Raw genomic sequence first — 22,637 nt, forward strand, 5'->3', positions numbered from 1 at the left:
TGCGGAAGGCAACTTCACGAATTAACCAAAAGTTACCCCCTTCTTCTCCGTATGCAAGCCGGGAAACATGGCGTAATGTAATGCCCATTGCTTAAACGGAACCTTGGATATGCACGATGGCGCCGCGTCGCGCGAACTGATTGCCGAGAACGAAGCCCTGCGTGCGCGCATGGCGGACCTGATCCGGCAGGCGGAGCGCAACCATGAAATCATGTGCCGGCACCAGGCCTTCGATCTGGAGATCGTGGGCGCGTCCAGCTTCCCGCAACTGGTGGGCACGATCTTTCGCACGCTGCCGGCCATTTCCGAGCTCGACGTGGTCACGCTCACGCTGGTGGATCCGGACGCGGACATCTACACCGTCATGCTCAAGCTCGGGGTGGACTTCGAGGAGTTCCCCAACCTCATGTTCAGCGAAGCGGGCGACGAGCTCGGCTTCGATTTCTCGACCGGCGAGCCACCGCGCCCGCAGCTGGGGCCGTTCGACCGGCAGCGCCATGCGCCGATGTTCCCGGCCGCATGCGGCGAACCGCGCAGCGTGGCGCTGGTGCCGCTCTTGCGCAACAAGCGGCTGATCGGCTGCCTGAACCTGGGCAGCCTGGATGCCACCCGCTTTGCGCCGGAGATGGGCACCGACTTCATCGAACACATGGCGTCGATCATCGCGATCTGCCTGGAGAACGTGATCAGTAACGAGATGCTCAAGTACATCGGGCTGACCGATGCGCTGACGGGCGTGTACAACCGGCGCTACGTGGACCGGCGCCTGCTGGAGGAAATCTCGCGGGCGCGGCGCAACCAAAGCCGGCTGTCGGTGATGTACATCGACATCGACCACTTCAAGCAGATCAACGACAGCGTCGGGCACCAGGGCGGCGACGACGTGCTGCGCGAGGTGGCCAGCCGCATCAAGGCCGAGCTGCGCATCTCGGACGCGCTGGCGCGCTTTGGCGGCGAGGAATTCGTGGTGCTGCTGGTCGATGCCGACGGCCCCAGCGCGGCGGTGGTGGCGGGCCGGATCCGCGCCGGCGTGGCCGACACCCCGGTGGAGCTGGCGGGCGGCCAGGCGGTGCCGGTGACGGTATCGATCGGCGTGGCGACCCTGGACCTGGACGAGCGCAGCCTGCCGCTGGAGACGGTGGCGCAGCAGCTGCTGGCGCAGGCCGATGCCGCGCTGTACCGGGCCAAGCAGGCCGGGCGCAACCGCGTCATCGCCTGCGTGTGAACGGGCTGTCGCGCACCGACGCTTGTTTCTCGTAGGGTGGGCGGGTCTCCCGCCCACGCGTTCAGCAAGCGCGTGGGCGGATAGGGCACACGTTCGAGCCACACACGCCCGGGTTGAACGCGTGGGCGGGAAACCCGCCCACCCTACACCAGGCGTCCTTCTGCCCGCTCTACCGCATCGGCCGAGCCGCGCAGCACCACCACGTCGCCCGCCTGCAGCACCGTGTCGGCGCTGGCCTCGAGCCGGTCGCGCCCGCGCCGGATGATCGTGACTTCGGCCTTGACCTCGTCCAGCGCCAGTTCGCCCAGCGCGCGCCCGGCCGCAGCCGCATCGTCGGGCAGCAGCACCGAGTGCAGCCGCACGTAGTTGTGTTCCGGATCGTCCACCACGTCGCTGGCGCCATGGAAGTAGCCGCGCAGCGCCGCGTAGCGCTCGTCGCGCGCAGTCTGCACCCGGTGCACCACGCGCCGCAACGGCACGCCCATCACCACCAGCGCGTGCGAGGCGAGCATCAGGCTGCTCTCCAGCGCTTCCGGCACCACCTCGGCCGCGCCGGCCTTCTTGAGCGTGTCCAGGTCGCTGTCGTCGTGGCTGCGCACGATCACCGGCACGCTGGGGGCCAGCTCGTGCACCAGGTCGAGCACCCGCAGCGCCGCGCGCGTGTCGGCAAAGGTGATCACCAGCGCACTGGCGCGCTTGATGCCGGCGGCGATCAGCGCTTCGCGCCGCCCGGCGTCGCCGTACGACACGTTCGAGCCCGCCGCCTGCGCCTCCTGCACCCGCTCCGGGTCCAGGTCGAGCGCGTACCACGGCAGCTTTTCCTCGGTCAGCAGCGTGGCCAGGCTCTGGCCGCTGCGGCCGAACCCGGCCACGATCACGTGCTTCTGCGCGGCCATGGTGCGGCTGGCCAGCTGGGTCAGCTGCAGCGACTGCAGCATCCATTCATTGGACGCGATCTTCATCACCAGCTGGTCCGACTTGGCGATCACGAACGGCGCCACCAGCATCGACAGCACCATCGAGGCCAGCACCAGCTGGATCACGAACGGATCGATCAGGTTCGAGCCGGAGGCCAGGTTCAGCAGCACGAAGCCGAATTCGCCCGCCTGCGCCAGCGCCAGGCCGGTGCGCATGGCCACGCCGTCGGACGAGCCGAACGCCTTGGCCAGGAGCGCGATCAGCGCGAACTTGAGCAGCACCGGCACCGCCAGCAGGATCAACACCAGCCACCAGTTCTGCAGCACCAGCTGCACGTTGAGCAGCATGCCGATGGTGATGAAGAACAGGCCCAGCAACACGTCGCGGAACGGCTTGATGTCTTCTTCCACCTGGTGCTTGTACTGGGTCTCGGAGATCAGCATGCCGGCCACGAACGCGCCCAGCGCCATCGACAGCCCGGCGCGCTCGGTGATCCAGGCGGCGCCCAGCGTCACCAGGAGCAGGTTGAGCATGAACAGCTCCTGCGAGCGGCGCTTGACCACCACGGTGAACCACTTGCGCATCCATTTCTGGCCGAAGAACAGCAGCAGCGCGAGCACCGCGGCGGCCTTCACGCCGGCCCAGGCCAGGTTGGCGGCCAGGTGTTCCGGATTGGCCAGCGAGGGAATCAGGATCAAGAGCGGCACCACCGCCAGGTCCTGGAACAGCAGGATGCCGATGATCAGCCGCCCGTGCGGGCTTTCCAGCTCCAGCCGCTCGGTGAGCAGCTTGACGACAATGGCGGTGGACGACATCGCCAGCGCGCCGCCGAGGGCGAACGCGGCTTGCCAGCCGATGTGCAGGTGCGGCGCAAAGTGCGCGGCGACAAACCCGGCCACCACGGTGGCCACGATGGTCAGCACCACCTGCGCCAGCCCCAGCCCGAACACCAGCCGGCGCATGGCCTTGAGCTGGGCCAGGGAAAACTCCAGCCCGATCGAGAACATCAGGAACACCACGCCGAATTCGGCCAGCCCGTGCGTGGTGGGGCTGTTTTCTGCCAGGCCCAGCGCGTGCGGGCCGATCAGCACGCCGACGGCGAGGTAGCCCAGCATGGGCGGCAGGTGCAGCATGCGGAAGGCAACCACGCCCAGCACGGCACTTCCAAGGAGAAGGAGGGTCAGCTGGAGTCCTGATTCCATGCGGGGAGGTCACCTCATAGGGAAGAGTTGGTTTCTTATGTCTGGCAAGTTTCTTGCTTTCGCAATTCGGCTATACTTTCGGCATGAGTGTAACCCATGAAAAAACAATGCTGAAAGTTTTCGACAACATCCAGGCTCGGCGTGTCATGCAGCTGGCCCGCGAAACCCTCGAAATCGAGGCGGACGCGATCCGCGCCCTGCATGCCCGGCTCGAACACGACGACAGCGTCGCGCGCGCCGTCGCCGTCCTGTTCGCCTGCACGGGCCGCGTGGTGGTGTCGGGCATGGGCAAGTCCGGCCACATCGGCCGCAAGATCGCCGCCACGCTGGCCTCCACCGGCACGCCGGCCATGTTCGTCCACCCGGGCGAAGCCGCGCACGGCGACCTGGGCATGGTCACCGCGCAAGACGTGTTCATTGCAATCTCGAACTCGGGCGAGTCGTCCGAGCTGATGGAAATCCTGCCGGTGGTCAAGCGCATGGGCACGCCGCTCATCGCCATGACCGGCCGCCCGCAGTCGCGCCTGGCCCAGCTGGCCGACGTGCACCTCGATATTTCGGTGGCCAAGGAGGCCTGCCCGCTGAACCTGGCGCCCACCGCCAGCACCACCGTGACGCTGGCGCTGGGTGACGCGCTGGCGGTGGCGCTGCTGGATGCGCGCGGCTTCAAGGAAGAGGACTTCGCGCGCTCGCACCCCGGCGGCGCGCTCGGCCGGCGCCTGCTCACCCACGTGCGCGACGTGATGCGCACCGGTGACGCAATTCCCGCCGTGGCGCCCGACGTGCCGCTGGCGCAGGCGCTGGTGGAGGTGTCGCAGAAGGGCATGGGCATGACCGCCGTGGTCGACGAACAGCGGCGCCCGGTCGGCGTGTTCACCGACGGCGACCTGCGCCGCCTGATCGAGCGCGTGCAGGACTTTTCCAAACTGACCATCCGCGATGTGATGCATCCGAACCCGCGCAGCGTGCATCCCGACCAGCTGGCGGTGGACGCCGTCGCGGTGATGGAAGAATTCCGCATCAACCAGATGCTGGTGGTGGACGACGACGGCAAGCTCGTCGGCGCCCTGCACATCCACGACCTGACCCGCGCAAAGGTGATTTGATGACGCCACTGGAACACATGCAGCGCGCCGCGCGCGTCAAAGTGATGATCTTCGACGTCGACGGCGTGCTGACCGACGGCAGCCTCACTTACAACGCGGACGGCGAGGCCACCAAGACCTTCTACGTGCTCGATGGCCTGGGCATCCAGCTGCTGCAAAGGACCGGCGTGCAGACCGCGATCATCAGCGCGCGCCAGTCGCCGATCGTGGTCACGCGCGCGCGCGACCTGGGCATCAACCACGTGTACCAGGGCATCCACGACAAGCGCGTGGCGTTTTCCAAACTGCTGGAGGCGACCGGCGCGACGGTGGAGCAGTGCGGCTACATCGGTGACGACGTGATCGACCTGCCGCTCCTGATGCGGGTGGGCTTTGCCGTGACCGTGCCCACCGGCCACCCCGAGGTGCAGCACCGCGCCCATTACGTGACGAAGGCCCCGGGCGGGCGCGGCGCGGTGCGCGAGGTGTGCGACCTCGTGATGCGCGCCCAGGGCACCTACGAACAGGCGCTTGCGCCTTACTTTGCCTGATACGATGGCCACCTACGTGAACAAGCGCACCGCACACCGCTGGCGCCTGCTGGCGGTGATGCTGCTGGGGGTGTTCTGCGCCTTCGGCAGTTTCTGGCTGTTGCAGCTGGTCACGCAATCGAACCAGGGCGCCCAGCTGGGCGCACGCGGCAACGAACCGGACTACATCGTCGACAACTTCAGCTTCGTGCGCATGGGGCCCAATGGCAAGCCGCGCTACGTGGTGTCGGGCAATCGCCTGACGCACCGGCCGGTGGACGACGTGTCGTTCGTCGACAAGCCGGTGGTGCAGGGCATGACGGTCGAGCACCCGCGCATGACCATGACCGCCGACCGCGCGCGCATTTTGCATGGCCAGAACCAGGTTGATTTGATCGGCAACGTGGACGTCCAGCGGCCTGGCAACGCGACCTCGCAGCCGCTGTCGATCAAGACCGAGCAGATGACCGTGCTGCCGGACGAGGAACTGCTCAAGACCGACAAGCCGGTCGAGATGAAGCTGGGCGGCGCGATCGTGCGCGGCACCGGCATGCTGGCCAATAACGCGACCCAGCAGGTGCACCTGGCCAGACAGGGCCAGATCATTTACCCGCCGCGCGCCAACCGCTAACCCATGACAGGACGAGCTCCCATGAACAAACTTATCGCTGCCGCCATGCTTTCGCTGGTGACGCTGTGCGCCTCGGCCGAGCGCGCGGACTCGCTCAAGCAGGCGGTGATCAATTACGACTCGCTCGACGTGGACGAGGTCAACGGCACGCGCATCCTGACCGGGAACGTGGTGCTCACGCGCGGCACGCTGGTGCTCAAGTCGGACAAGGCGGTGCTGAAGGAGTCGCCGGAGGGCTACATGAGCCTGACCCTGACCTCCGCGCCCGGCCATGTGGCCACCTTCCGCCAGAAGCGCGACGGCGGGCCCGACCTGTGGGTCGAGGGCCAGGCCGAGCGCATCGAGTACGACGAGCGCACCGAACTGGTCAAGCTGTTCTCGAACGCGGTGGTCAAGCAGCTGGAAAACAGCAAGCTGACCAACGAGGTGGACGGCCCCTTCATCTCCTACGACAACCGCAAGGAGATCGTCGCCGTGCGCAACGACGTGAGCGGCGAGACCAAGCCTGGCAAGGGCCGCGGCACGCTGATCCTGGCGCCGCGCCGCAATGCGCAGGCCGCGCCGGCACCGGCGGCAGGGAAATGACGATGGACGGATGCACGAACGGCAGCACCCTGATCGTCAAGGGCCTGCAGAAAAGCTACGGCAAGCGGTTGGTGGTGCGCGACGTGTCGCTGCAGGTGGACTGCGGCGAGGTGGTCGGCCTGCTCGGCCCCAACGGTGCGGGCAAGACGACTTCGTTCTACATGATCGTGGGCCTGGTGCCGTCCGACGCGGGCGAGATCGACATCGACGGCGTGGACATCTCGAGCCTGCCGATCCATCGGCGCGCGGTGCTGGGCCTTTCCTACCTGCCGCAGGAAGCGTCGGTGTTCCGCAAGCTGACAGTGGAAGAGAACATCCGCGCCGTGCTCGAGCTGCAGCACGACGCCAAGGGCAAGCCGCTGTCCAAGGAAGAAATCAACCAGCGCCTGGACACGCTCCTGGCCGAGCTGCAGATCGAGAAGCTGCGCGAGAACCCGGCGCTGTCGCTGTCCGGCGGCGAGCGGCGCCGCGTGGAGATCGCGCGTGCGCTGGCCACCAACCCGCGCTTCGTGCTGCTGGACGAGCCGTTCGCCGGCGTGGACCCGATTGCCGTGATCGAGATCCAGCGCATCGTGCGCTTCCTGAAGGAGCGCGGGATCGGCGTCTTGATCACCGACCACAACGTGCGCGAGACGCTTGGCATCTGCGATCGCGCCTACATCATCAACCAGGGCGCGGTGCTTGCGTCCGGCCGGCCCGACGACATCATCGCCAACGAATCGGTGCGGCGCGTGTACCTGGGTGAACACTTCCGCATGTAGCGGCCCATGAAGCAATCACTGCAACTCCGGACTTCGCAGCACCTGGCGCTCACGCCGCAGCTCCAGCAGTCCATCCGCTTGCTGCAGCTGTCCACGCTCGAGCTGCACCAGGAGCTCGAGCAGATCCTGTCCGACAACCCGCTGCTGGAACGCCTGGACGATCCGCTTGACCATTCGGTGCGCCTGTTGGCCGACGGCGCCATCAACAACGCGCCCGCGCAGCAGGAAGCGCCGGCCGCACCGGGCGAGGGCGGCGAGGTCGAAGCGTTCGAGGCGGGCGCTGAGGAACCCTCGGCAGTGGAGGCCGATTCCGACTGGGGCGAAGGCGGCCCGGCGCGCACATCGGACGAAGGCGAGGATGGCCGCCCGCAGCTGGAAGCCGGCGGCCCCACGCTGCGCGAGCACCTGACCGAGCAGGTGCACCTGACCGCTTTGTCCGAGCGCGACCGCGCGCTGGCCGAGCTGGTGATCGATGCGCTCGACGACAACGGCTACCTGGAGGAGCCGCTGGAAGAGATCCAGGCGCGCCTGCCGGAAGAACTGGAAGTGGATCCGGACGAATTGCGCTGCGCGCTGGCGCTGGTGCAGAGCCTGGACCCGGCCGGCGTGGGCGCGCGCAACGCGTCCGAATGCCTGGCGCTGCAGATCCGGCGCCTGCCGCGCGTGCCGCTGGTGGCGCGGCGCCTGGCGCTGACCATCGTCGAACACCACCTGGCATGGTTCGCCCAGCGCGAATTCAACAAGCTCAAGAAAGCGCTCGATTGCGACGACGAGGACCTGCGCGAGGCGCAGGCCGTGATCCGCCGCTGCAACCCGCACCCGGGCGCCGCGTTCGCGTCCTCGGCATCGGACTACGTGGTGCCCGACGTGATCGTGCGCCGCTCCAAGAACGGCTGGACCGTGAGCCTGAACCAGGAGGTCATGCCGCGACTTCGTGTAAACAGTTTATACGCTTCCATGCTCAAGCAATCGAAGGGCGAGGCCGGCATGGCCAGCCAGCTGCAGGAAGCGAAATGGCTGATCAAAAACATGCGCCAGCGCTTCGACACGATCCTGCGCGTATCGCAGGCAATTGTGGAACGTCAGCGCAACTTTTTTTCACATGGCGCTGTTGCCATGCGGCCCCTTGTTTTGCGCGAGATTGCTGATACACTAGGACTACACGAGAGCACAATTTCTCGTGTCACAACGCAGAAGTTCATGCTGACCCCGCACGGCATGTTCGAGCTGAAGTACTTTTTCGGTAGCCACGTCGCGACGGAAGCGGGAGGTGAGGCCTCGTCGACGGCGATCAGGGCACTGATAGCGCAACTGACAGGAGCAGAAGACCCTAAGAATCCATTATCCGACAGCAAGATCGCGGAAATGCTAGGGGAACAAGGGATGGTGGTTGCGCGACGTACGGTAGCCAAATACCGCGAAGCACTGAAAATCCCGCCCGTAAGCCTCCGCAAATCCTTGTAACAGCACCGTTCCCCTCCGCGCTGCGTGCGAACGGCTCGCAATTGATCAAAGGAGTGTGTATGAATCTCACAATCAGTGGACACCATCTCGATGTGACTCCCGCCATCCGTGACTACGTACAGAACAAACTCGAGCGCATTACCCGCCATTTCGATCAAGTGATCGACACCCACGTCATCCTCGCCATCGACAATCTCACCGAAAAAGAAAAGCGCCAAAAGGCTGAGATCAACATGCGCCTGTCGGGCAAGACGGTTCACGTGGAAAGCGTTGCGCAAGACCTGTACGCGGCCATCGACCTGCTGATGGACCGTCTGGATCGCCAGGTTGTGAAGCACAAAACGATTCTCCAGAATCACGCACACGAGGCGCCCAAGCGCATGCCGGAAGGCGGCGCGGAAGCCACCGCATAAAAGGCCTTCAAGGCCTGTCAACTCTGGGGCGCTGCGGCGCCCTTTTGCTTTCCCGGGCGCGGTAGAATGGATGTCTTTTCAACCACATCGATGACCATGAGCGAATACGTCCAGACCCGGGTTGCCAACCGTACCGGCATCATCACTCTCGACCGCCCGAAAGCCCTCAATTCCCTGTCGCTGGACATGGTGCGTGCGCTGACCCAGGCACTCCTGGCATGGCGCGCGGACGCCGCCGTGGACGCCGTGGTCATCACCAGCACCAGCGAAAAAGCGCTGTGCGCGGGCGGCGACATCCGCTTCTTCTACGACGTCGGCCGCGCCACGCCCACGGGCGGCAGTGCGCTGCTGGAGGACTTCTTCACCGAGGAATATGCGCTCAACCACCTGATCCACTTCTACCCCAAGCCCTACATTGCGCTGATGGACGGCGTGGTGATGGGCGGCGGCATGGGCATTGCGCAGGGCGGCCCGGACTGCGGCCTGCGCGTGGTCACCGAGCGCACCAAGATGGCGATGCCCGAGGTGAACATCGGCCTGTTCCCGGATGTGGGCGGCAGCTACTTCCTGTCGCACGCGCCGGGGCGGCTGGGACGCTACCTGGGGCTCACGGGCCTGACCATCGGCGCGGCCGATGCGCTGTACGTGGGGCTGGCGGACGCGTTCGTGCCGTCGGCGCAGTTGTCGGCGCTGCGCAAGACGATCGAATCCACGCCCGCCGCGCTCTTGCCCGAGGCGATCCAGGAACTGGCTGCGCCGTTTGCCGAGCAGGTGGGACCGAGCGAGCTGGCATCGCACCGCGACTTGATCGACCGGCACTTTGCCGCGGAGTCGGTCAGCGCGGTGTTGGCGTCGCTGGCGAGCGATGACACGCCGTTCGCGCAAAAGGCGCTGGCAGCCATGCGCCAGCGTTCGCCGTTGATGATGTGCGTGACGGACGAACTGCTCGCGCGCGGCGCAAAAATGGACGTGGCCGGTTGCCTGCGCATGGAGCGTTCGGTGGTGCGCCGCAATTTCGAGAACGGCGAAGTGATCGAAGGCGTGCGCGCGCTCGTGATCGACAAGGACAACCAGCCGAAGTGGAATCCGCCGACGCTGGAAGAGGTGACGGCTCAGATGGTGGCGAAGTTCTTCGAGCCAGTGTGGCCGGACTACGCGCACCCGCTGCGACACTTGTAATCGTTGGCTGCACCTCGTAGGGTGGGCGGGTGTCCCGCCCACGCGTTCGACTACGGTTGGCATCCAGGCACGGCCAAGAAGAGTTGGACGCGTGGGCAGGAAACCTGCCCACCCTACGGCTTCACGACTGCTCGCGGTGCCGCACCACGACCCGCTCGGTCGCGCTGAAATAGGCGCCCAATCGCTCGGCCATGTACACCGAACGGTGCTGCCCCCCGGTGCAGCCGACGGCCACGGTCAGGTAGCTGCGGTTGTCGGTCTTGAACGACGGTAGCCACTTCTCGATGAACTTGCGGATATCCTCTAGCATCTCGTTCGCGCTCGGCTGGGCCTCGAGGAAGGCGATCACCGGCGCGTCCTTGCCGGTGAGCGGGCGCAGGGTCAGGTCGTAGTAGGGGTTGGGGACGGCGCGCACGTCGAACACGAAGTCCGCATCCAGCGGCACCCCCACCTTGAACGCGAACGACTCGAAGAACAGCGTCAGCGGGGCGCGCTCGATCTGCGCCAGCTCGCGCACCCAGGCGCGCAGCTTGTTGGCCGACAGCTCGGAGGTGTCGATCACATGCCCGAGCTGCTCGATGGCGGACAGGCGTTCGCGCTCCTCGGCGATGCATTCGATCAGGGTGCGGCGCGAGGCGGGATTTTCGCCGGGCCGCAATTCGTGCGACAGCGGGTGGCTGCGGCGCGTCTCCGAGAAGCGCGCGACCAGTGAATGGGTGCTCGCGGTCAGGAACATCACCCGCACATCGTGCCCGTCGTCCTTCAGCTTGCGCACGTTGGCCGGCAGTTCCACCAGCGACTCCGCGCTGCGCGCATCGACGGCCACGGCCAGCTTGCTTTCGTGGTTCACCGTTTCGACCAGCGCCGGCAACAGCGGCGGTGGCAGGTTGTCGACGCAATAGTAGCCGGCGTCTTCCAGCACGTTGAGCGCCACGGATTTGCCGGAGCCGGAGATGCCTGTGATCAGAACGATGTGCATGCGGCGATGATACCGCAACAACAAGCCTTTTGTCCCCGTAGGGTGGGCGGGACCGCCGAGGGGATTCTGCCCACGCGTCCAAGCAGTCCGGGTGCAGCGGTGCGGCTGTTCATGTTCTGACCGAACGCGTGGGCAGGATCTGCCCACCCTACGCTCAGTCGCCGCTCATGGCCTGGCGTTGGCGTTCGGTGAATTCTTGCAGCGTATCGATGCCGCGCAACTGGAGGATGGTGTTGCGTACCGCGGCTTCCAGCAGCACCGCGATGTTGCGGCCGGCGGCGACCGGGATGACGACCTTGCGGATCGGCAGGCCCAGCACTTCCTGGGTCGGCACGTGGAACGGCAGGCGCTCCACTTCCTCTTCCAGTGCCCCGCGGCGCACCAGGTGCACGATGAGTTTCAGCCGCATCTTGCGGCGCACGGCGGTCTCGCCGAAGATCGCCTTGATGTCCAGCAGGCCCAGGCCGCGTACTTCCAGCAGGTTTTGCAGCAGCGGCGGGCAGCGGCCCTCGACCATGTTGGGCGCGATGCGCGAGAACTCGACCGCGTCGTCGGCCACCAGGCCGTGCGAGCGCGAGATCAGCTCCAGGCCCAGCTCGCTCTTGCCCAGGCCCGAGTCGCCGGTGATGAGCACGCCGACCCCCAGCACGTCCATGAACACGCCATGCATGATGACGCGCTGCGCCAGCTTCTTGGACAGGTACACGCGCAGGAAGTCGATCACCTGCGCCGCCGGCAGCGGGGTCGAGAACAGGGGGATGTTCTGCTCGTCGCAGATGGCCAGGATGTCCGGCGGCGTCTCCAGCCCCTGCGCGATGATCAGCGCCGGTGGGCCGCCCGCGATCAGCTCGGCGACCATGTGGCTGCGCGAGCTCGATTTGAGGCGGTGGTAGTAGTTCAGCTCCTGGTGCCCGAACACCTGGATGCGGCCCGGGTGGATCAGGTTCAGGTGGCCCACCTGGTCGGCGGCCGAGACGGCGTCGCCCGAGATCAGGCGCTCACCGCCCGGAAAGCCCGCAAACCAGCCCAGTTGCAGGCTTTCGCGGTTGTCGTCGAACAGGCGTTGGATGGTGAGCGGGGTTTGCAGCATGGACGTCTTCTGAAAGAGGGCGCCGCAAAGCCGGCGGATGCAACAAGTTTAACCCAAGGCTTGCAGGCTGGGTTGCCAGTTGATGATGCGCTCGTGGACCGAGGCCGGGTCGGGATCGGTGGCCAGCGCCTGGCGGATCGCTTCGTCCGAGAACAGTTCCGCGATCTCGGACAGGATCTCCAGGTGTTGCTGGGTCACGTGGTCGGGAATGAGCAGGAACAGCAGCAGGCTGACCGGCTGGCCGTCCGGCGACTCGAACGGGATCGGGTCCTTCAGGCGCATGAAGGCGGCCAGCGGCGCCTTCAGGTTCTTGTTGCCCTTGATGCGGCCGTGCGGCAGTGCCACGCCTTTGCCCAGGCCCGTCGAACCAAGACGCTCGCGCGCGAACAGGTTGTCCGACACGGTCGAACGCGCGATGCCGTAGTTGTTCTCGAACAGCAGCCCGGCCTGTTCAAAGGCGCGCTTCTTGCTCGACACTTCGATGTCCAGCAGGATGTTCTCGAGCGGCAGGATTTTGCTTAGGTTAGTCATAACACGTTATGGTGCGGTGCACAATGGTGCTTGCGAGCCAGAATTATAGGCTGGTTTTTCGGCCGTGTAATACGATTTCGTGCCCGTCCGCGGGCGCTGGCAAAAGTGCCTTGCGCGACGGGCGAAACTGTCTTTCGCGTTCATCATTTCCCTCCACTGCCGAGTGCGCAATTTCCTCGATGAAAATGCCGAGGTGGCGCACGAAAGCCCGTCAGGCGCAGGCTTTTTCCACGTTTTCGGGCTGGCCTGCCTAAATTTTAATCATAGTGGCCGCTGCCGCGCCGTGTTGTTTTCATGTCCGTAGCGGCCTTGGCGCCATGTCGCTGAAAACGCACACCTTTTCTGTCGCCGCGCCCACAGTATTCCCGTGCGGAAATGCGGTCAAGCGTCATCGCAGCAAAGGTTGCTCGTCGTCAATGCGCTTACTGCCGGGCTGTGCGCAGGTTGAGCGGGCGTGCGGTGCTGAAGTTGGTCCGCCACGGGTTGATGTCCAGGCCGCCGCGGCGGGTGTAGCGGGCATAGACGGCGAGCTTGGTCGGTTTGCACTGGCGCATGATGTCGATGAAGATGCGCTCGACGCATTGCTCGTGGAATTCGTTGTGCTCCCGAAAGCCGATCAGGTAACGCAGCAGGCCCTCCTGGTCGATTTGCGGGCCCACGTAATGGATCTGCACGCTGGCCCAGTCGGGCTGGCCGGTCACCAGGCAGTTCGACTTGAGCAGGTGCGAGGTCAGGGTTTCCTCGACCATGGCCTCGGCGAAGTTGGCGGTCAGCAGCGCCGGGGCGGGCGTGTACTGGTCGATCTCGATGTCGAGGCGGTCCAGCAGCAGGCCGTCGAGCTCGCCCATTTTCACGCTCGGGAACGCGTCGGGCGTGGACAGCGCGATGTGCACCGGCGAACCCACCGCGGCCGACAGGTCGGCGCGCAGCAGCGTGAGCAGGGCGTCGGTGTTGGCCAGGCGGGTCTGGTTGAACGAGTTCAGGTAGAGCTTGAACGACTTCGATTCGATGATGTTGGGCGAATCGGCCGGCACGGTGATCGTCGCGATCGCCACCTGGGGCTTGCCGCGCATGTTCAGCCACGAGATCTCGTAGGCATTCCAGATGTCCACGCCGAAGAACGGCAGCGTGCCGGTAATGCCGAGCTCGTCGCGTTTTTGCTGGCGCGGGATCGGGAACAGCAGCTCGGGCGCGTACTCGGTCTGGTAGGCGGAGGTTTTGCCGAGGGGCGATTGATCAGGCGTGTTGGTCATAGTTGTCGTTAAAAAAATCTGCAGCACCAAATACGTCGTCCCCGCGCAGGCGGGGACCCATGCCGAGCCAGCAGTGTCGCGGCTTCGATGAGCGGCGTGACTTGCAAGCGTTCCATGGGTCCCCGCCTGCGCGGGGACGACGTGTTGCGGTCTGTAGGCTTAGACCGCGAAACGGCTGCGCGAACTCTAACCCAAAAACAGTTTGTACACCGGGTTCGCGCTCTCGTCCCAGTGCCGGTAGCCCAGGCCGTCGAGGAAGCTGCGGAACTCGTCCATTTCCTCGCGCGGCACCTGCAGGCCCACCAAGATGCGGCCCACGTCGCCGCCCTGGTTCCGGTAGTGGAACAGCGAAATGTTCCAGTTCGGCGCCATGCTGTCCAAGAAGCGCATCAGCGCGCCCGGGCGCTCGGGGAACTCGAAACGATACAGCAATTCGTCGTGCGCCAGCGAGCTCTTGCCGCCCACCAGGTGGCGGATGTGCAGCTTGGCCAGCTCGTCGTGGGTCAGGTCGAGGGCGGCAAAGCCGTTCTCGGCGAATGCGCGCACCAGCCGGGCCGGCTCGTCGCGGTTGCCCACCTGCACGCCAACGAACACGTGGGCCTGCTTTTCGTCGCTGACGCGGTAGTTAAACTCGGTCACGTTGCGCGGCCCCACCAGCGCGCAGAAGCGCTTGAAGCTGCCGCGCTGCTCGGGAATCGTCACCGCGAACACCGCCTCGCGCGATTCGCCCACCTCGGCGCGTTCGGCCACGAAGCGCAGGCGGTCAAAGTTCATGTTGGCGCCGCAGGCCACCGCCACCAGCGTCTCGTCCTTGACCGGGTTGCGCGTCATCTGCGAGCGCTCGACATAGGCCTTGGCGCCTGCCACCGCCAGCGCGCCGGCCGGCTCGAGGATGCTGCGGGTATCCTGGAACACGTCCTGGATCGCGGCGCAGATCGCATCCGTGTCCACGATCACGATCTCGTCCACCACTTCCTTGGCCAGGCGGAAGGTTTCCTCGCCCACCAGCTTGACCGCGGTGCCGTCCGAGAACAGGCCCACGTCCGGCAGGGTGATGCGATGGCCCGCCTTCAGGCTCTTGGCCATCGCGTCCGAATCGACGGTCTGCACGCCGATCACCTTGATGTCCGGCCGCACCGCCTTGACGTAGGCGCCGATGCCCGCCACCAGCCCGCCGCCGCCGATCGCGACAAAAATCGCATGGATCGGGCCGGAATGCTGGTGCAGGATCTCCATCGCGATCGTGCCCTGGCCGGCGATCACGTCCGGGTCGTCGAACGGGTGCACGAAGGTCAGGCGCTGCTCCTTTTCGAGTGTGAGCGCGTGGTTGTAGGCGTCGGTGTACGACTCGCCATGCAGCACCACCTCCACGCTCGCGCCCCCGCGCGCCTTGACCGCATCGATCTTCACCTGCGGCGTGGTGGTCGGCATCACGATCAGCGCGCGGCAGCCCAGGCGGCTGGCCGAGAGGGCAACGCCCTGTGCGTGGTTGCCGGCCGAGGCGCAAATGACGCCGCGCTGCAGCTGTTCGGGCGACAGGTTCGCCATCTTGTTGTAGGCGCCGCGCAGCTTGAAGCTGAAGACGCTTTGCATGTCCTCGCGCTTGAAGTAGATGCGGTTGTTCATCCGTTGGGACAGCGTGGGGGCCAGTTCGAGCGGGGTTTCCTGCGCCACGTCGTAGACGCGGGCAGTCAGGATTTTCTTGAGGTAGTCGGTAGTCATAGTCTGCAAGCAAGGTATGCTGGACAGCAGTCCAGGAATTTTGCGGTGACGACGCGAGACTGTCCTGCTTGGCTGGTGGCCGAGTTGTGCAGTTCGGTACGGGGGCTGGGTTGCAGCGCGGAGGTACCGTGTCGAGGCCGATGGGTTTCGTCATTATAATGGACGCTCGTCGTACCTGCCCGCCTCAGCTTCTCATGATCGAAACCGCCGTCGTCTGGCTGCTCAAAGTCCTCGCCGCGCCCGCCGTTGGCCTTACTTCCGTATTCCTCGTCAGCTTCGTCTCCGCGACCTTGCTGCCGCTCGGTTCCGAGCCGGCCGTGTTCGCCGTGGTCAAGGCCAACCCGGCCATGTTCTGGCCAGCCATCCTGGTCGGCACGCTGGGCAACACGCTCGGCGGGGCCTTCGACTACCTGCTGGGGCACCGGGCCAAGACCACGTTTGCCAAGGAGCGCAAGACGCGCTGGTTCAAGTGGCTGGAGCATTACGGCCCCAAGACCATGCTGATGTCGTGGGTCCCGGGCATTGGCGATCCGCTGTGCACGCTGGCGGGCTGGCTGCACCTGCCGTTCTGGCCGAGTGTTATCTATATGGCAATCGGCAAGTTCGTGCGCTACGTCACCATGACCGCCGCGCTGCTGTACGTGCCGGACGGGATCTGGCACCGGCTCGGGGAACTGCTGATTCAGGTGACCGGCTAACCGGCAGCCCGTCTTCCCCGCGCATCCTCGGCGGCCCCGCCGGTACGACGGTTGGCGGGTGCAGAAATGCAGGGTGTATAGTCTTTGCTCGCTGTTAACAAAAGCAAGATAAAAGTTGCACCTCGCCACCCGCGTGCAAACGTCGTTTGCACAAACCGCCCCGTTTCGCAATTTTGTTGCGGAAACCCTTTCGAAAACCAAGGGCAAGCCAGCGTGGTGCAACGCAATAAGCTAGAATGGCTGGTCTGAAAACGGGCCAGTCCGAAAGTCGATTCCATTCATGAACGCCCCAGCAAACATCCAAGCCCTGCTCGAAGACACCGCCAACCCGGCGCGCCTGCGTGAGATTCCCTACAACTACACATCGTTCTCCGACCGCGAGATAGTGATCCGCCTGCTCGGCGAACCGGCCTGGCGCCTGCTGGACGAGCTGCGCGGCGCGCGCCAGACCGGCCGCTCCGCCCGCATGCTGTACGAGGTGCTGGGCGACATCTGGGTGGTGCGGCGCAATCCGTACCTGCAGGATGACATGCTGGACAACCCCAAGCGCCGCCAGGGCCTGATCGATGCGCTGCATCACCGCCTGGCCGAAGTGGACAAGCGCCGCGTGATGGTCGATGCCGGCGAGGCCGACGTGGAAGCGGCAAGCGCGCGCAGCAACGCGGTCGCACAGCTGCTGGCCGCGGCGCGCAAGGCAGTCGATGACTTCGCGCGCGAGTTCCAGCAGATGTACGATTTGCGCCGCCGCGCCATCAAGGTGCTGGGCCGCTACACCGACAAGCGCAACATCCACTTCGACGGCATGCACCGCGTCTCGCACGTGACCGACGCGACCGACTGGCGCGTCGAGTACCCGTTCCTGGTCCTGCTGCCGGACACCGAGGACGAGATGGCGGGCCTGGTCAAGGGCTGCATCGAGCTGGGGCTGACCATCATCCCGCGCGGCGGCGGCACCGGCTACACCGGCGGCGCGATCCCGCTCACGCCGATGTCGGCCGTGATCAATACCGAAAAGCTGATCGACCTGGGCGACGTGGAGATGAGCCGCCTGCCGGGCGTGGACCGCGATTACGCGACCATCTACACCGGCGCCGGCGTGGTGACGCAGCGCGTCTCGCAAGCCGCGGAAAAAGCCGGCTTCGTGTTCGCGGTGGACCCGACCTCGGCCCACGCGTCCTGCATCGGCGGGAATATTGCCATGAACGCCGGCGGCAAGAAGGCCGTGTTGTGGGGCACCGCGCTCGACAACCTGGCCTCGTGGCGCATGGTGGACCCGAACGGTGACTGGCTCGAAGTGACCCGCGTCGGCCACAACCTGTCCAAGATCCACGACGCGCCCACCGCCGTCTTCAAGCTCGAATGGACCCACCCGAGCGCGAAGGGCGAAGCGAAGGACGCACCGTTCCGCACCGAGACCCTGACCATCGAAGGCCGGCGCTTCCGCAAGGAGGGCCTGGGCAAGGACGTGACCGACAAGTTCCTGGCCGGCCTGCCGGGCATCCAGAAAGAGGGCACGGACGGCCTGATCACGTCCGCGCGCTGGATCCTGCACAAGATGCCCAAGCATACCCGCACGGTGGCGCTGGAATTCTTTGGCCAGGCGCGCGACGCGATCCCTTCGATCGTCGAAATCAAGGATTACCTGGACAACCTGCCCAAGACCGGCAAGCCCGAATTTGCGAGCGTGCGCCTGGCGGGCCTGGAGCACCTGGACGAGCGCTACCTGCGCGCGGTGGGCTACGCCACCAAATCCAAGCGCGGCACGCTGCCCAAGATGGCGCTGTTCGGCGACATCGTGGGCGACGACGAGAACGCCGTGGCGCAGGCCGCGTCCGAAGTGGTGCGTCTTGCGAACACGCGCGTGGGCGAGGGCTTCATCGCCGTCTCGGCCGAGGCGCGCAAGAAGTTCTGGCTCGACCGCGCCCGTACCGCCGCCATCGCCAAGCACACCAACGCCTTCAAGATCAATGAAGACGTGGTGATCCCGCTTAACCGCATGGGCGAGTACACCGACGGCATCGAGCGCATCAACATCGAACTGTCGATCAAGAACAAGCTGGCGCTGGTCGAAGAGCTGCACGCCTACTTCACGGCCGGCGGCCTGCCGATCGAGAAGAGCGACGACGCCACCGGCGAAGGCGTGGACGCGAACGAAATCCTGGGCGACCGCCCGCAGCAAGCCGACGACCTGCTGGCGCGCGTGGCTGCCCGCTGGCGCTGGATCCGCGACAGCCTGGACCTGCCGCTGGGCGACGCACGCGCGCGGCTGGCCGAATTCGGCCTGGAGCAGCTCGATCCGGTGTTCGCCGCGCGCCTGGCGCAGCAGCCGCACGCGCGCTTGTTCGACGTCGTGCAGGACCACACGGTGCGCGTATCGTGGAAGCAGGAGCTGCGCGCGCCGTTGCGCCAGCTGTTCTACGGCGCGGCCTTCAAGCCGATCCTGGACGACTGCACCGAGATCCACAAGACCGTGCTGCGCTCGCGCGTGTTCGTCGCGCTGCACATGCACGCGGGCGACGGCAACGTGCACACCAACATTCCGGTGAACTCGGACGACTACGACATGCTGCAGGACGCGCACCGCGCGGTCGAGCGCATCATGAAGCTGGCGCGTTCGCTGGACGGCGTGATCTCGGGCGAGCACGGCATCGGCATCACCAAGCTCGAATTCCTGGCGGACGACGAGATCCGCGACTTCCGCGACTACAAGCTGCGCATCGATCCGGAAGGGCGCTTCAACAAGGGCAAGCTGCTCAACTCCGAGACCGCTTACGCCGACCTGCGCAACGCCTACACGCCGTCGTTCGGCCTGATGGGGCACGAGTCGCTGATCATGCAGCAGAGCGACATCGGCGCCATCGCCAACAGCGTCAAGGACTGCCTGCGCTGCGGGAAGTGCAAGCCGGTGTGCACCACGCACGTGCCGCGCGCGAACCTGCTGTATTCGCCGCGCGACAAGATCCTGGCCACCTCGGCGCTGATCGAAGCCTTCCTGTACGAAGAGCAGACCCGCCGCGGCGTGTCGATCCGCCACTGGGAAGAGTTCGAGGACGTCTCGGACCACTGCACCGTGTGCCACAAGTGCGTAACGCCGTGCCCGGTCAACATCGACTTCGGCGACGTGTCGATGAACATGCGTAACCTGCTGCGCAAGATGGACAAGCGCAGCTTCAAGCCGATGAACCGGGCGTCGATGTTCTTCCTGAACGCGACCGACCCGACCACCATCAACGCCACCCGCAAGGCGATGATCGACTGGGGCTTCAAGGCCCAGCGCCTGGGCGCGAGCGTGCTCAAGAAGCTGGCCGCGCCGAGCAAGAAGGCTCCGCCGCCGACCACCGGCAAGGCGCCCGTGCGCGAGCAGGTGATCCATTTTGTGAACCGCAAGATGCCGGGCAACCTGCCCAAGAAGACGGCGCGCGCGCTGCTGGACATCGAGGACGACAAGATCATCCCGATCATCCGCAATCCCAAGACCACGACCGCCGACACCGAGGCCGTGTTCTACTTCCCGGGCTGCGGTTCGGAGCGCCTGTTCTCGCAAGTGGGCCTGGCCACGCAGGCGATGCTGTGGGAAGTGGGCGTGCAGACCGTGCTGCCGCCGGGCTACCTGTGCTGCGGCTATCCGCAGCGCGGCGCCGGCCAGTACGACAAGGCCGACAAGATGATGACGGATAACCGCGTGCTGTTCCACCGCATGGCCAACACGCTGAACTACCTCGACATCAAGACCGTGCTGGTCTCGTGCGGCACCTGCTACGACCAGCTGGCCACCTACGAGTTCGAGAAGATCTTCCCGGGCTGCCGCATCATGGACATCCACGAGTACCTGCTGGAGAAGGGCGTCAAGCTCGAAGGCGTGACCGGCACCCGCTACATGTACCACGAGCCGTGCCACAACCCGATGAAGCTGCAGGACTCGGTCAAGACCGTCAACGCGCTGGTGTCCACCGTGGACAACGTGAAGATCGAGAAGAACGACCGTTGCTGCGGCGAGTCGGGCACCTTCGCCGTGTCGCGGCCGGATATCGCCACCCAGGTCAAGTTCCGCAAGGCCGACGAGATGGTCAAGGGCGCCGACAAGCTGCGCGCCGACGGCTTCAATGGCGACGTCAAGATCCTGACCAGCTGCCCATCCTGCCTGCAGGGCCTGCACCGCTATAATGACGACGCGGGCACCGACGCCGACTACATCGTGGTGGAGATCGCGCGGCATTTGCTGGGCGAGGACTGGATGCCCGACTACGTTGCGCGCGCCAACAATGGCGGTATCGAGAGGGTTCTTGTATGACGAAAGTAGCAGGTTGCGAGTTGTGCCAGCCGGTGGTTCCTCCGCTGTACCGGGATGAGAAGCTGTCGGTGATCCAGGTGGATGATCCGAACTACCCGGGCTTTTGCCGGGTCATCTGGAACGAGCACGTCAAGGAAATGAGCGACCTGCCGCCCGCCGACCGCATCCTGATCAACGACGTCGTCTGGCACGTCGAGACCGCGGTGCGCGAGGTGATGGACCCGGACAAGATCAACGTGGCCAGCCTGGGCAACGTGGTGCCGCACCTGCACTGGCACGTGATCCCGCGCTACGTGGATGACGCGCACTTCCCGAACCCGGTGTGGGCGAACGCCGTGCGCAAACCGGACGAAAAGCTGCTGGCTGCGCGCCGCGCGCTGCTGCCCCGGCTGGCGGCCGCGATCAAGGACCGCCTGAACAAACGCTAATCCTGCTCGCACCGCCACCGTTTGAACCGTCGTCCCGGCGCAGGCCGGGACCCATGCTGAGCCAACCGGCCACGCGGCCCTGGCAGAAGGGTAGAACAAGATGCCTAACCCCACCTCCCTCACCGTCCACCAGAAATCGGGCCTGCTCGACATCGCCTTCGACGACGGCGCCGCCTTCGCGATCCCGTTCGAACTGATGCGCGTGTATTCGCCGTCGGCCGAAGTGAAGGGCCACGGCCCTGGCCAGGAAGTGCTGCAGGTCGGCAAGCGCGACGTGCGCATCGACGGCATCGAGCCGGTCGGCAACTACGCGGTGCGCCCACTGTTCACCGACGGCCACAACACTGGCATCTACACCTGGGACTACCTGTACAAGCTGGGCAACGAACAGCAGCAGCTGTGGCAGGCGTACCTGGATCGCCTGCACGACGCCGGCTTTGCGGGCGACAGCGGCCGCGAACCGGGTACCGTGGTGCCGGGCGCCCCCGTGCAGCACGGCTGCGGCCACCACCACTAAAATCCCATGGACACCACCGCCATCGTCATCGTGGTCGTCACCGCCGTGGTGCCGGTCATCGCCATGGCCTGGGTGCGGCGCTGGATGCGCTCGCAGCAGCCGCCAAATGCCGCCCTCTCGGAAGACCCAAAAAAACGCGACAAAAGCCGAGGCTGATCAGTGCCTACAGCTAACCCCTAGGTTGATTTTTTGGTTTAGTTTGCTAAACTTGCGGTTAAGTGGACTGGGAGGCCCCGGTCGGCGTTATAGCCTCGGTGAGTTTCATCGGGGCTTTTCGCTTTCTTGGGCAGGGTAAACCTTCAGGCCCCAGCTCTCGAACCCTTCGCCGACGCTATCACGGCCACCGCTGCAGTAGAACTTCCTCTTCAAAACTTCAAAGGCCCGGTTCTCTTGGGTTGGTCGAATAACGCTCAGTCCGATCGGACGGGCTACCAGGTCAGCTAGTTGGAGTCCGGCCGAGTTCACCTTCTTGTCCGCAAAAATCACGTCGAACGGAAGGGCCATGCCGAGCCTGTTAGCGCCATCACAAATTCGCCGGAACTCCAGTTCGAGGTCGTTGTCTTCCTTCTTGCCACGGCACTCAACAATCACATGAGTAGTCAGCGCTTCTTGGTGCTTCTCCTGCAAGAATTCATACAGCGTCTCCAGACAGAAGCCCAGTGCAACATGATATGGGTTGGGCGGGTCGATCGATTTCGCTTTCAACTGAATCTTATCGATCACGCAACTAATCAGGACAAAATTGCTGGCTTCTATGATTGTGGTCAGTTCCGCTAAAAATGACTCTTTGTGTTCGCGGTTCTGGAAGAAGGTAAAGCTGCCTTTTTCTTTGCGTATTTCGAGTTCGTGCAGTACCACCAAGTCATGGCCGAAATGGTTGAACTTAAACTTTTGCAGCGCTGGGGCGACCTTTTCACTGTAGTGGCGTTTGTGGAACACGCAGAATGCAAGGACGAAGACAGGATAGTTGCCATCTACGTTCTGCATTCCGTGATCACCGCTTTCGTCCACGTAAACCACATAGTTACTGTACTTGCACGGTGTGGCGGAGCCGATATCAGGCGCCTCCGATGCAGGGGCTTCGCCTCGCTGCTCTTCACTCTCGAATAATGAAAACTGGCGTGGGTCCATGTCC

General features: G+C 65.0%; 21 protein-coding genes. 14 read left to right on the top strand and 7 right to left on the bottom strand.

Annotation, left to right across the window (positions count from 1 at the left end):
- Positions 1 to 109: 109 nt before the first annotated feature.
- Positions 110 to 1,225, top strand: a complete 1,116-nt coding sequence (locus tag NX774_RS16025) for a sensor domain-containing diguanylate cyclase (RefSeq protein WP_258823231.1) — start codon at positions 110 to 112, stop codon at positions 1,223 to 1,225.
- A 143-nt stretch (positions 1,226 to 1,368) separates the two neighbouring features.
- Here NX774_RS16025 and NX774_RS16030 read toward each other — a convergent pair whose 3' ends face one another.
- Positions 1,369 to 3,345, bottom strand: a complete 1,977-nt coding sequence (locus NX774_RS16030) for a monovalent cation:proton antiporter family protein (RefSeq protein ID WP_258823232.1) — start codon at positions 3,343 to 3,345, stop codon at positions 1,369 to 1,371.
- Positions 3,346 to 3,428: 83 nt separating this feature from the next.
- Between NX774_RS16030 and NX774_RS16035 the strand changes: the two genes are divergently transcribed.
- The 8 genes from NX774_RS16035 (at position 3,429) to NX774_RS16070 (ending at position 9,993) form a co-directional block, all read left to right on the top strand.
- Entirely contained in the window at positions 3,429 to 4,451 is a 1,023-nt protein-coding gene (locus NX774_RS16035; RefSeq protein ID WP_370660439.1) for a KpsF/GutQ family sugar-phosphate isomerase, read from the top strand.
- Complete coding sequence (locus NX774_RS16040; protein ID WP_258823234.1) at positions 4,451 to 4,981, top strand: KdsC family phosphatase; 531 nt, start codon at positions 4,451 to 4,453, stop codon at positions 4,979 to 4,981. The genes NX774_RS16035 and NX774_RS16040 overlap by 1 nt, the downstream gene beginning before the upstream one ends.
- Positions 4,962 to 5,591 (top strand): LPS export ABC transporter periplasmic protein LptC, encoded by a 630-nt coding sequence (lptC, locus tag NX774_RS16045; protein WP_258823235.1) that lies wholly within the window; start codon positions 4,962 to 4,964, stop codon positions 5,589 to 5,591. Before NX774_RS16040 ends, lptC begins: the two co-directional genes overlap by 20 nt.
- 21 nt (positions 5,592 to 5,612) lie before the next feature.
- On the top strand, positions 5,613 to 6,176 hold the full coding sequence (gene lptA / locus NX774_RS16050) for a lipopolysaccharide transport periplasmic protein LptA (RefSeq protein WP_258823236.1): 564 nt from the start codon (positions 5,613 to 5,615) through the stop codon (positions 6,174 to 6,176).
- A gap of 2 nt (positions 6,177 to 6,178) precedes the next feature.
- A complete protein-coding gene (gene lptB / locus NX774_RS16055; protein WP_258823237.1) occupies positions 6,179 to 6,937 on the top strand; it encodes an LPS export ABC transporter ATP-binding protein in 759 nt (252 codons plus the stop codon).
- Between the two features lie 6 nt (positions 6,938 to 6,943).
- Positions 6,944 to 8,401, top strand: a complete 1,458-nt coding sequence (locus tag NX774_RS16060) for an RNA polymerase factor sigma-54 (RefSeq protein ID WP_258823238.1) — start codon at positions 6,944 to 6,946, stop codon at positions 8,399 to 8,401.
- A gap of 59 nt (positions 8,402 to 8,460) precedes the next feature.
- On the top strand, positions 8,461 to 8,814 hold the full coding sequence (gene hpf, locus NX774_RS16065; protein WP_258823239.1) for a ribosome hibernation-promoting factor, HPF/YfiA family: 354 nt from the start codon (positions 8,461 to 8,463) through the stop codon (positions 8,812 to 8,814).
- Between the two features lie 96 nt (positions 8,815 to 8,910).
- Positions 8,911 to 9,993 carry an enoyl-CoA hydratase/isomerase family protein gene (locus NX774_RS16070; protein ID WP_258823240.1) on the top strand — a complete coding sequence of 361 codons (1,083 nt, stop codon included), beginning with the start codon at positions 8,911 to 8,913 and terminating at the stop codon, positions 9,991 to 9,993.
- Between the two features lie 121 nt (positions 9,994 to 10,114).
- On the opposite strand, the gene rapZ is transcribed toward NX774_RS16070, so the two are convergent.
- The 5 genes from rapZ to ilvA form a co-directional block, all read right to left on the bottom strand.
- Complete coding sequence (gene rapZ, locus NX774_RS16075) at positions 10,115 to 10,972, bottom strand: RNase adapter RapZ (protein WP_258823241.1); 858 nt, start codon at positions 10,970 to 10,972, stop codon at positions 10,115 to 10,117.
- A gap of 154 nt (positions 10,973 to 11,126) precedes the next feature.
- Positions 11,127 to 12,062, bottom strand: a complete 936-nt coding sequence (gene hprK / locus NX774_RS16080) for an HPr(Ser) kinase/phosphatase (RefSeq protein ID WP_258823242.1) — start codon at positions 12,060 to 12,062, stop codon at positions 11,127 to 11,129.
- A gap of 48 nt (positions 12,063 to 12,110) precedes the next feature.
- A complete protein-coding gene (locus NX774_RS16085) occupies positions 12,111 to 12,593 on the bottom strand; it encodes a PTS sugar transporter subunit IIA (RefSeq protein ID WP_258823243.1) in 483 nt (160 codons plus the stop codon).
- Positions 12,594 to 13,015: 422 nt separating this feature from the next.
- Positions 13,016 to 13,846: an NADPH-dependent 7-cyano-7-deazaguanine reductase QueF gene (gene queF / locus NX774_RS16090; RefSeq protein WP_258823244.1), complete on the bottom strand. Its 831-nt coding sequence runs from the start codon at positions 13,844 to 13,846 to the stop codon at positions 13,016 to 13,018.
- Between the two features lie 186 nt (positions 13,847 to 14,032).
- Complete coding sequence (ilvA, locus tag NX774_RS16095; RefSeq protein ID WP_258823245.1) at positions 14,033 to 15,568, bottom strand: threonine ammonia-lyase, biosynthetic; 1,536 nt, start codon at positions 15,566 to 15,568, stop codon at positions 14,033 to 14,035.
- Positions 15,569 to 15,762: 194 nt separating this feature from the next.
- On the opposite strand from ilvA, the gene NX774_RS16100 reads away from it, so the two are divergent.
- The 5 genes from NX774_RS16100 (at position 15,763) to NX774_RS16120 (ending at position 21,658) form a co-directional block, all read left to right on the top strand.
- Complete coding sequence (locus NX774_RS16100; protein ID WP_258823246.1) at positions 15,763 to 16,266, top strand: YqaA family protein; 504 nt, start codon at positions 15,763 to 15,765, stop codon at positions 16,264 to 16,266.
- Between the two features lie 280 nt (positions 16,267 to 16,546).
- Positions 16,547 to 20,557 carry a DUF3683 domain-containing protein gene (locus NX774_RS16105; RefSeq protein WP_258823247.1) on the top strand — a complete coding sequence of 1,337 codons (4,011 nt, stop codon included), beginning with the start codon at positions 16,547 to 16,549 and terminating at the stop codon, positions 20,555 to 20,557.
- Positions 20,554 to 20,985, top strand: coding sequence for an HIT family protein (locus NX774_RS16110; RefSeq protein WP_258823248.1), 432 nt, complete (start codon positions 20,554 to 20,556; stop codon positions 20,983 to 20,985). The genes NX774_RS16105 and NX774_RS16110 overlap by 4 nt, the downstream gene beginning before the upstream one ends.
- A gap of 100 nt (positions 20,986 to 21,085) precedes the next feature.
- On the top strand, positions 21,086 to 21,502 hold the full coding sequence (locus NX774_RS16115) for a gamma-butyrobetaine hydroxylase family protein (RefSeq protein ID WP_258823249.1): 417 nt from the start codon (positions 21,086 to 21,088) through the stop codon (positions 21,500 to 21,502).
- Positions 21,503 to 21,508: 6 nt separating this feature from the next.
- Entirely contained in the window at positions 21,509 to 21,658 is a 150-nt protein-coding gene (locus tag NX774_RS16120; protein WP_258823250.1) for a hypothetical protein, read from the top strand.
- A gap of 105 nt (positions 21,659 to 21,763) precedes the next feature.
- Here NX774_RS16120 and NX774_RS16125 read toward each other — a convergent pair whose 3' ends face one another.
- Entirely contained in the window at positions 21,764 to 22,633 is an 870-nt protein-coding gene (locus tag NX774_RS16125; RefSeq protein WP_258823251.1) for a DUF3800 domain-containing protein, read from the bottom strand.
- Between the last annotated feature and the right edge of the window lie 4 nt (positions 22,634 to 22,637).

Origin of the sequence: Massilia agilis (assembly GCF_024756255.1) — a bacterium.
GTDB lineage: Bacteria > Pseudomonadota > Gammaproteobacteria > Burkholderiales > Burkholderiaceae_D > Telluria > Telluria agilis.

Coding starts and splice junctions, on each gene's coding strand:
- NX774_RS16025 (WP_258823231.1), top strand. CDS start 110: ATGCACGATGGCGCCGCGTCGCGCGAACTGATTGCCGAGAACGAAGCC.
- NX774_RS16030 (WP_258823232.1), bottom strand. CDS start 3,345: ATGGAATCAGGACTCCAGCTGACCCTCCTTCTCCTTGGAAGTGCCGTG.
- NX774_RS16035 (WP_370660439.1), top strand. CDS start 3,429: ATGAGTGTAACCCATGAAAAAACAATGCTGAAAGTTTTCGACAACATC.
- NX774_RS16040 (WP_258823234.1), top strand. CDS start 4,451: ATGACGCCACTGGAACACATGCAGCGCGCCGCGCGCGTCAAAGTGATG.
- lptA (WP_258823236.1), top strand. CDS start 5,613: ATGAACAAACTTATCGCTGCCGCCATGCTTTCGCTGGTGACGCTGTGC.
- lptB (WP_258823237.1), top strand. CDS start 6,179: ATGGACGGATGCACGAACGGCAGCACCCTGATCGTCAAGGGCCTGCAG.
- NX774_RS16060 (WP_258823238.1), top strand. CDS start 6,944: ATGAAGCAATCACTGCAACTCCGGACTTCGCAGCACCTGGCGCTCACG.
- hpf (WP_258823239.1), top strand. CDS start 8,461: ATGAATCTCACAATCAGTGGACACCATCTCGATGTGACTCCCGCCATC.
- NX774_RS16070 (WP_258823240.1), top strand. CDS start 8,911: ATGAGCGAATACGTCCAGACCCGGGTTGCCAACCGTACCGGCATCATC.
- rapZ (WP_258823241.1), bottom strand. CDS start 10,972: ATGCACATCGTTCTGATCACAGGCATCTCCGGCTCCGGCAAATCCGTG.
- hprK (WP_258823242.1), bottom strand. CDS start 12,062: ATGCTGCAAACCCCGCTCACCATCCAACGCCTGTTCGACGACAACCGC.
- NX774_RS16085 (WP_258823243.1), bottom strand. CDS start 12,593: ATGACTAACCTAAGCAAAATCCTGCCGCTCGAGAACATCCTGCTGGAC.
- queF (WP_258823244.1), bottom strand. CDS start 13,846: ATGACCAACACGCCTGATCAATCGCCCCTCGGCAAAACCTCCGCCTAC.
- ilvA (WP_258823245.1), bottom strand. CDS start 15,568: ATGACTACCGACTACCTCAAGAAAATCCTGACTGCCCGCGTCTACGAC.
- NX774_RS16100 (WP_258823246.1), top strand. CDS start 15,763: ATGATCGAAACCGCCGTCGTCTGGCTGCTCAAAGTCCTCGCCGCGCCC.
- NX774_RS16105 (WP_258823247.1), top strand. CDS start 16,547: ATGAACGCCCCAGCAAACATCCAAGCCCTGCTCGAAGACACCGCCAAC.
- NX774_RS16110 (WP_258823248.1), top strand. CDS start 20,554: ATGACGAAAGTAGCAGGTTGCGAGTTGTGCCAGCCGGTGGTTCCTCCG.
- NX774_RS16115 (WP_258823249.1), top strand. CDS start 21,086: ATGCCTAACCCCACCTCCCTCACCGTCCACCAGAAATCGGGCCTGCTC.
- NX774_RS16120 (WP_258823250.1), top strand. CDS start 21,509: ATGGACACCACCGCCATCGTCATCGTGGTCGTCACCGCCGTGGTGCCG.
- NX774_RS16125 (WP_258823251.1), bottom strand. CDS start 22,633: ATGGACCCACGCCAGTTTTCATTATTCGAGAGTGAAGAGCAGCGAGGC.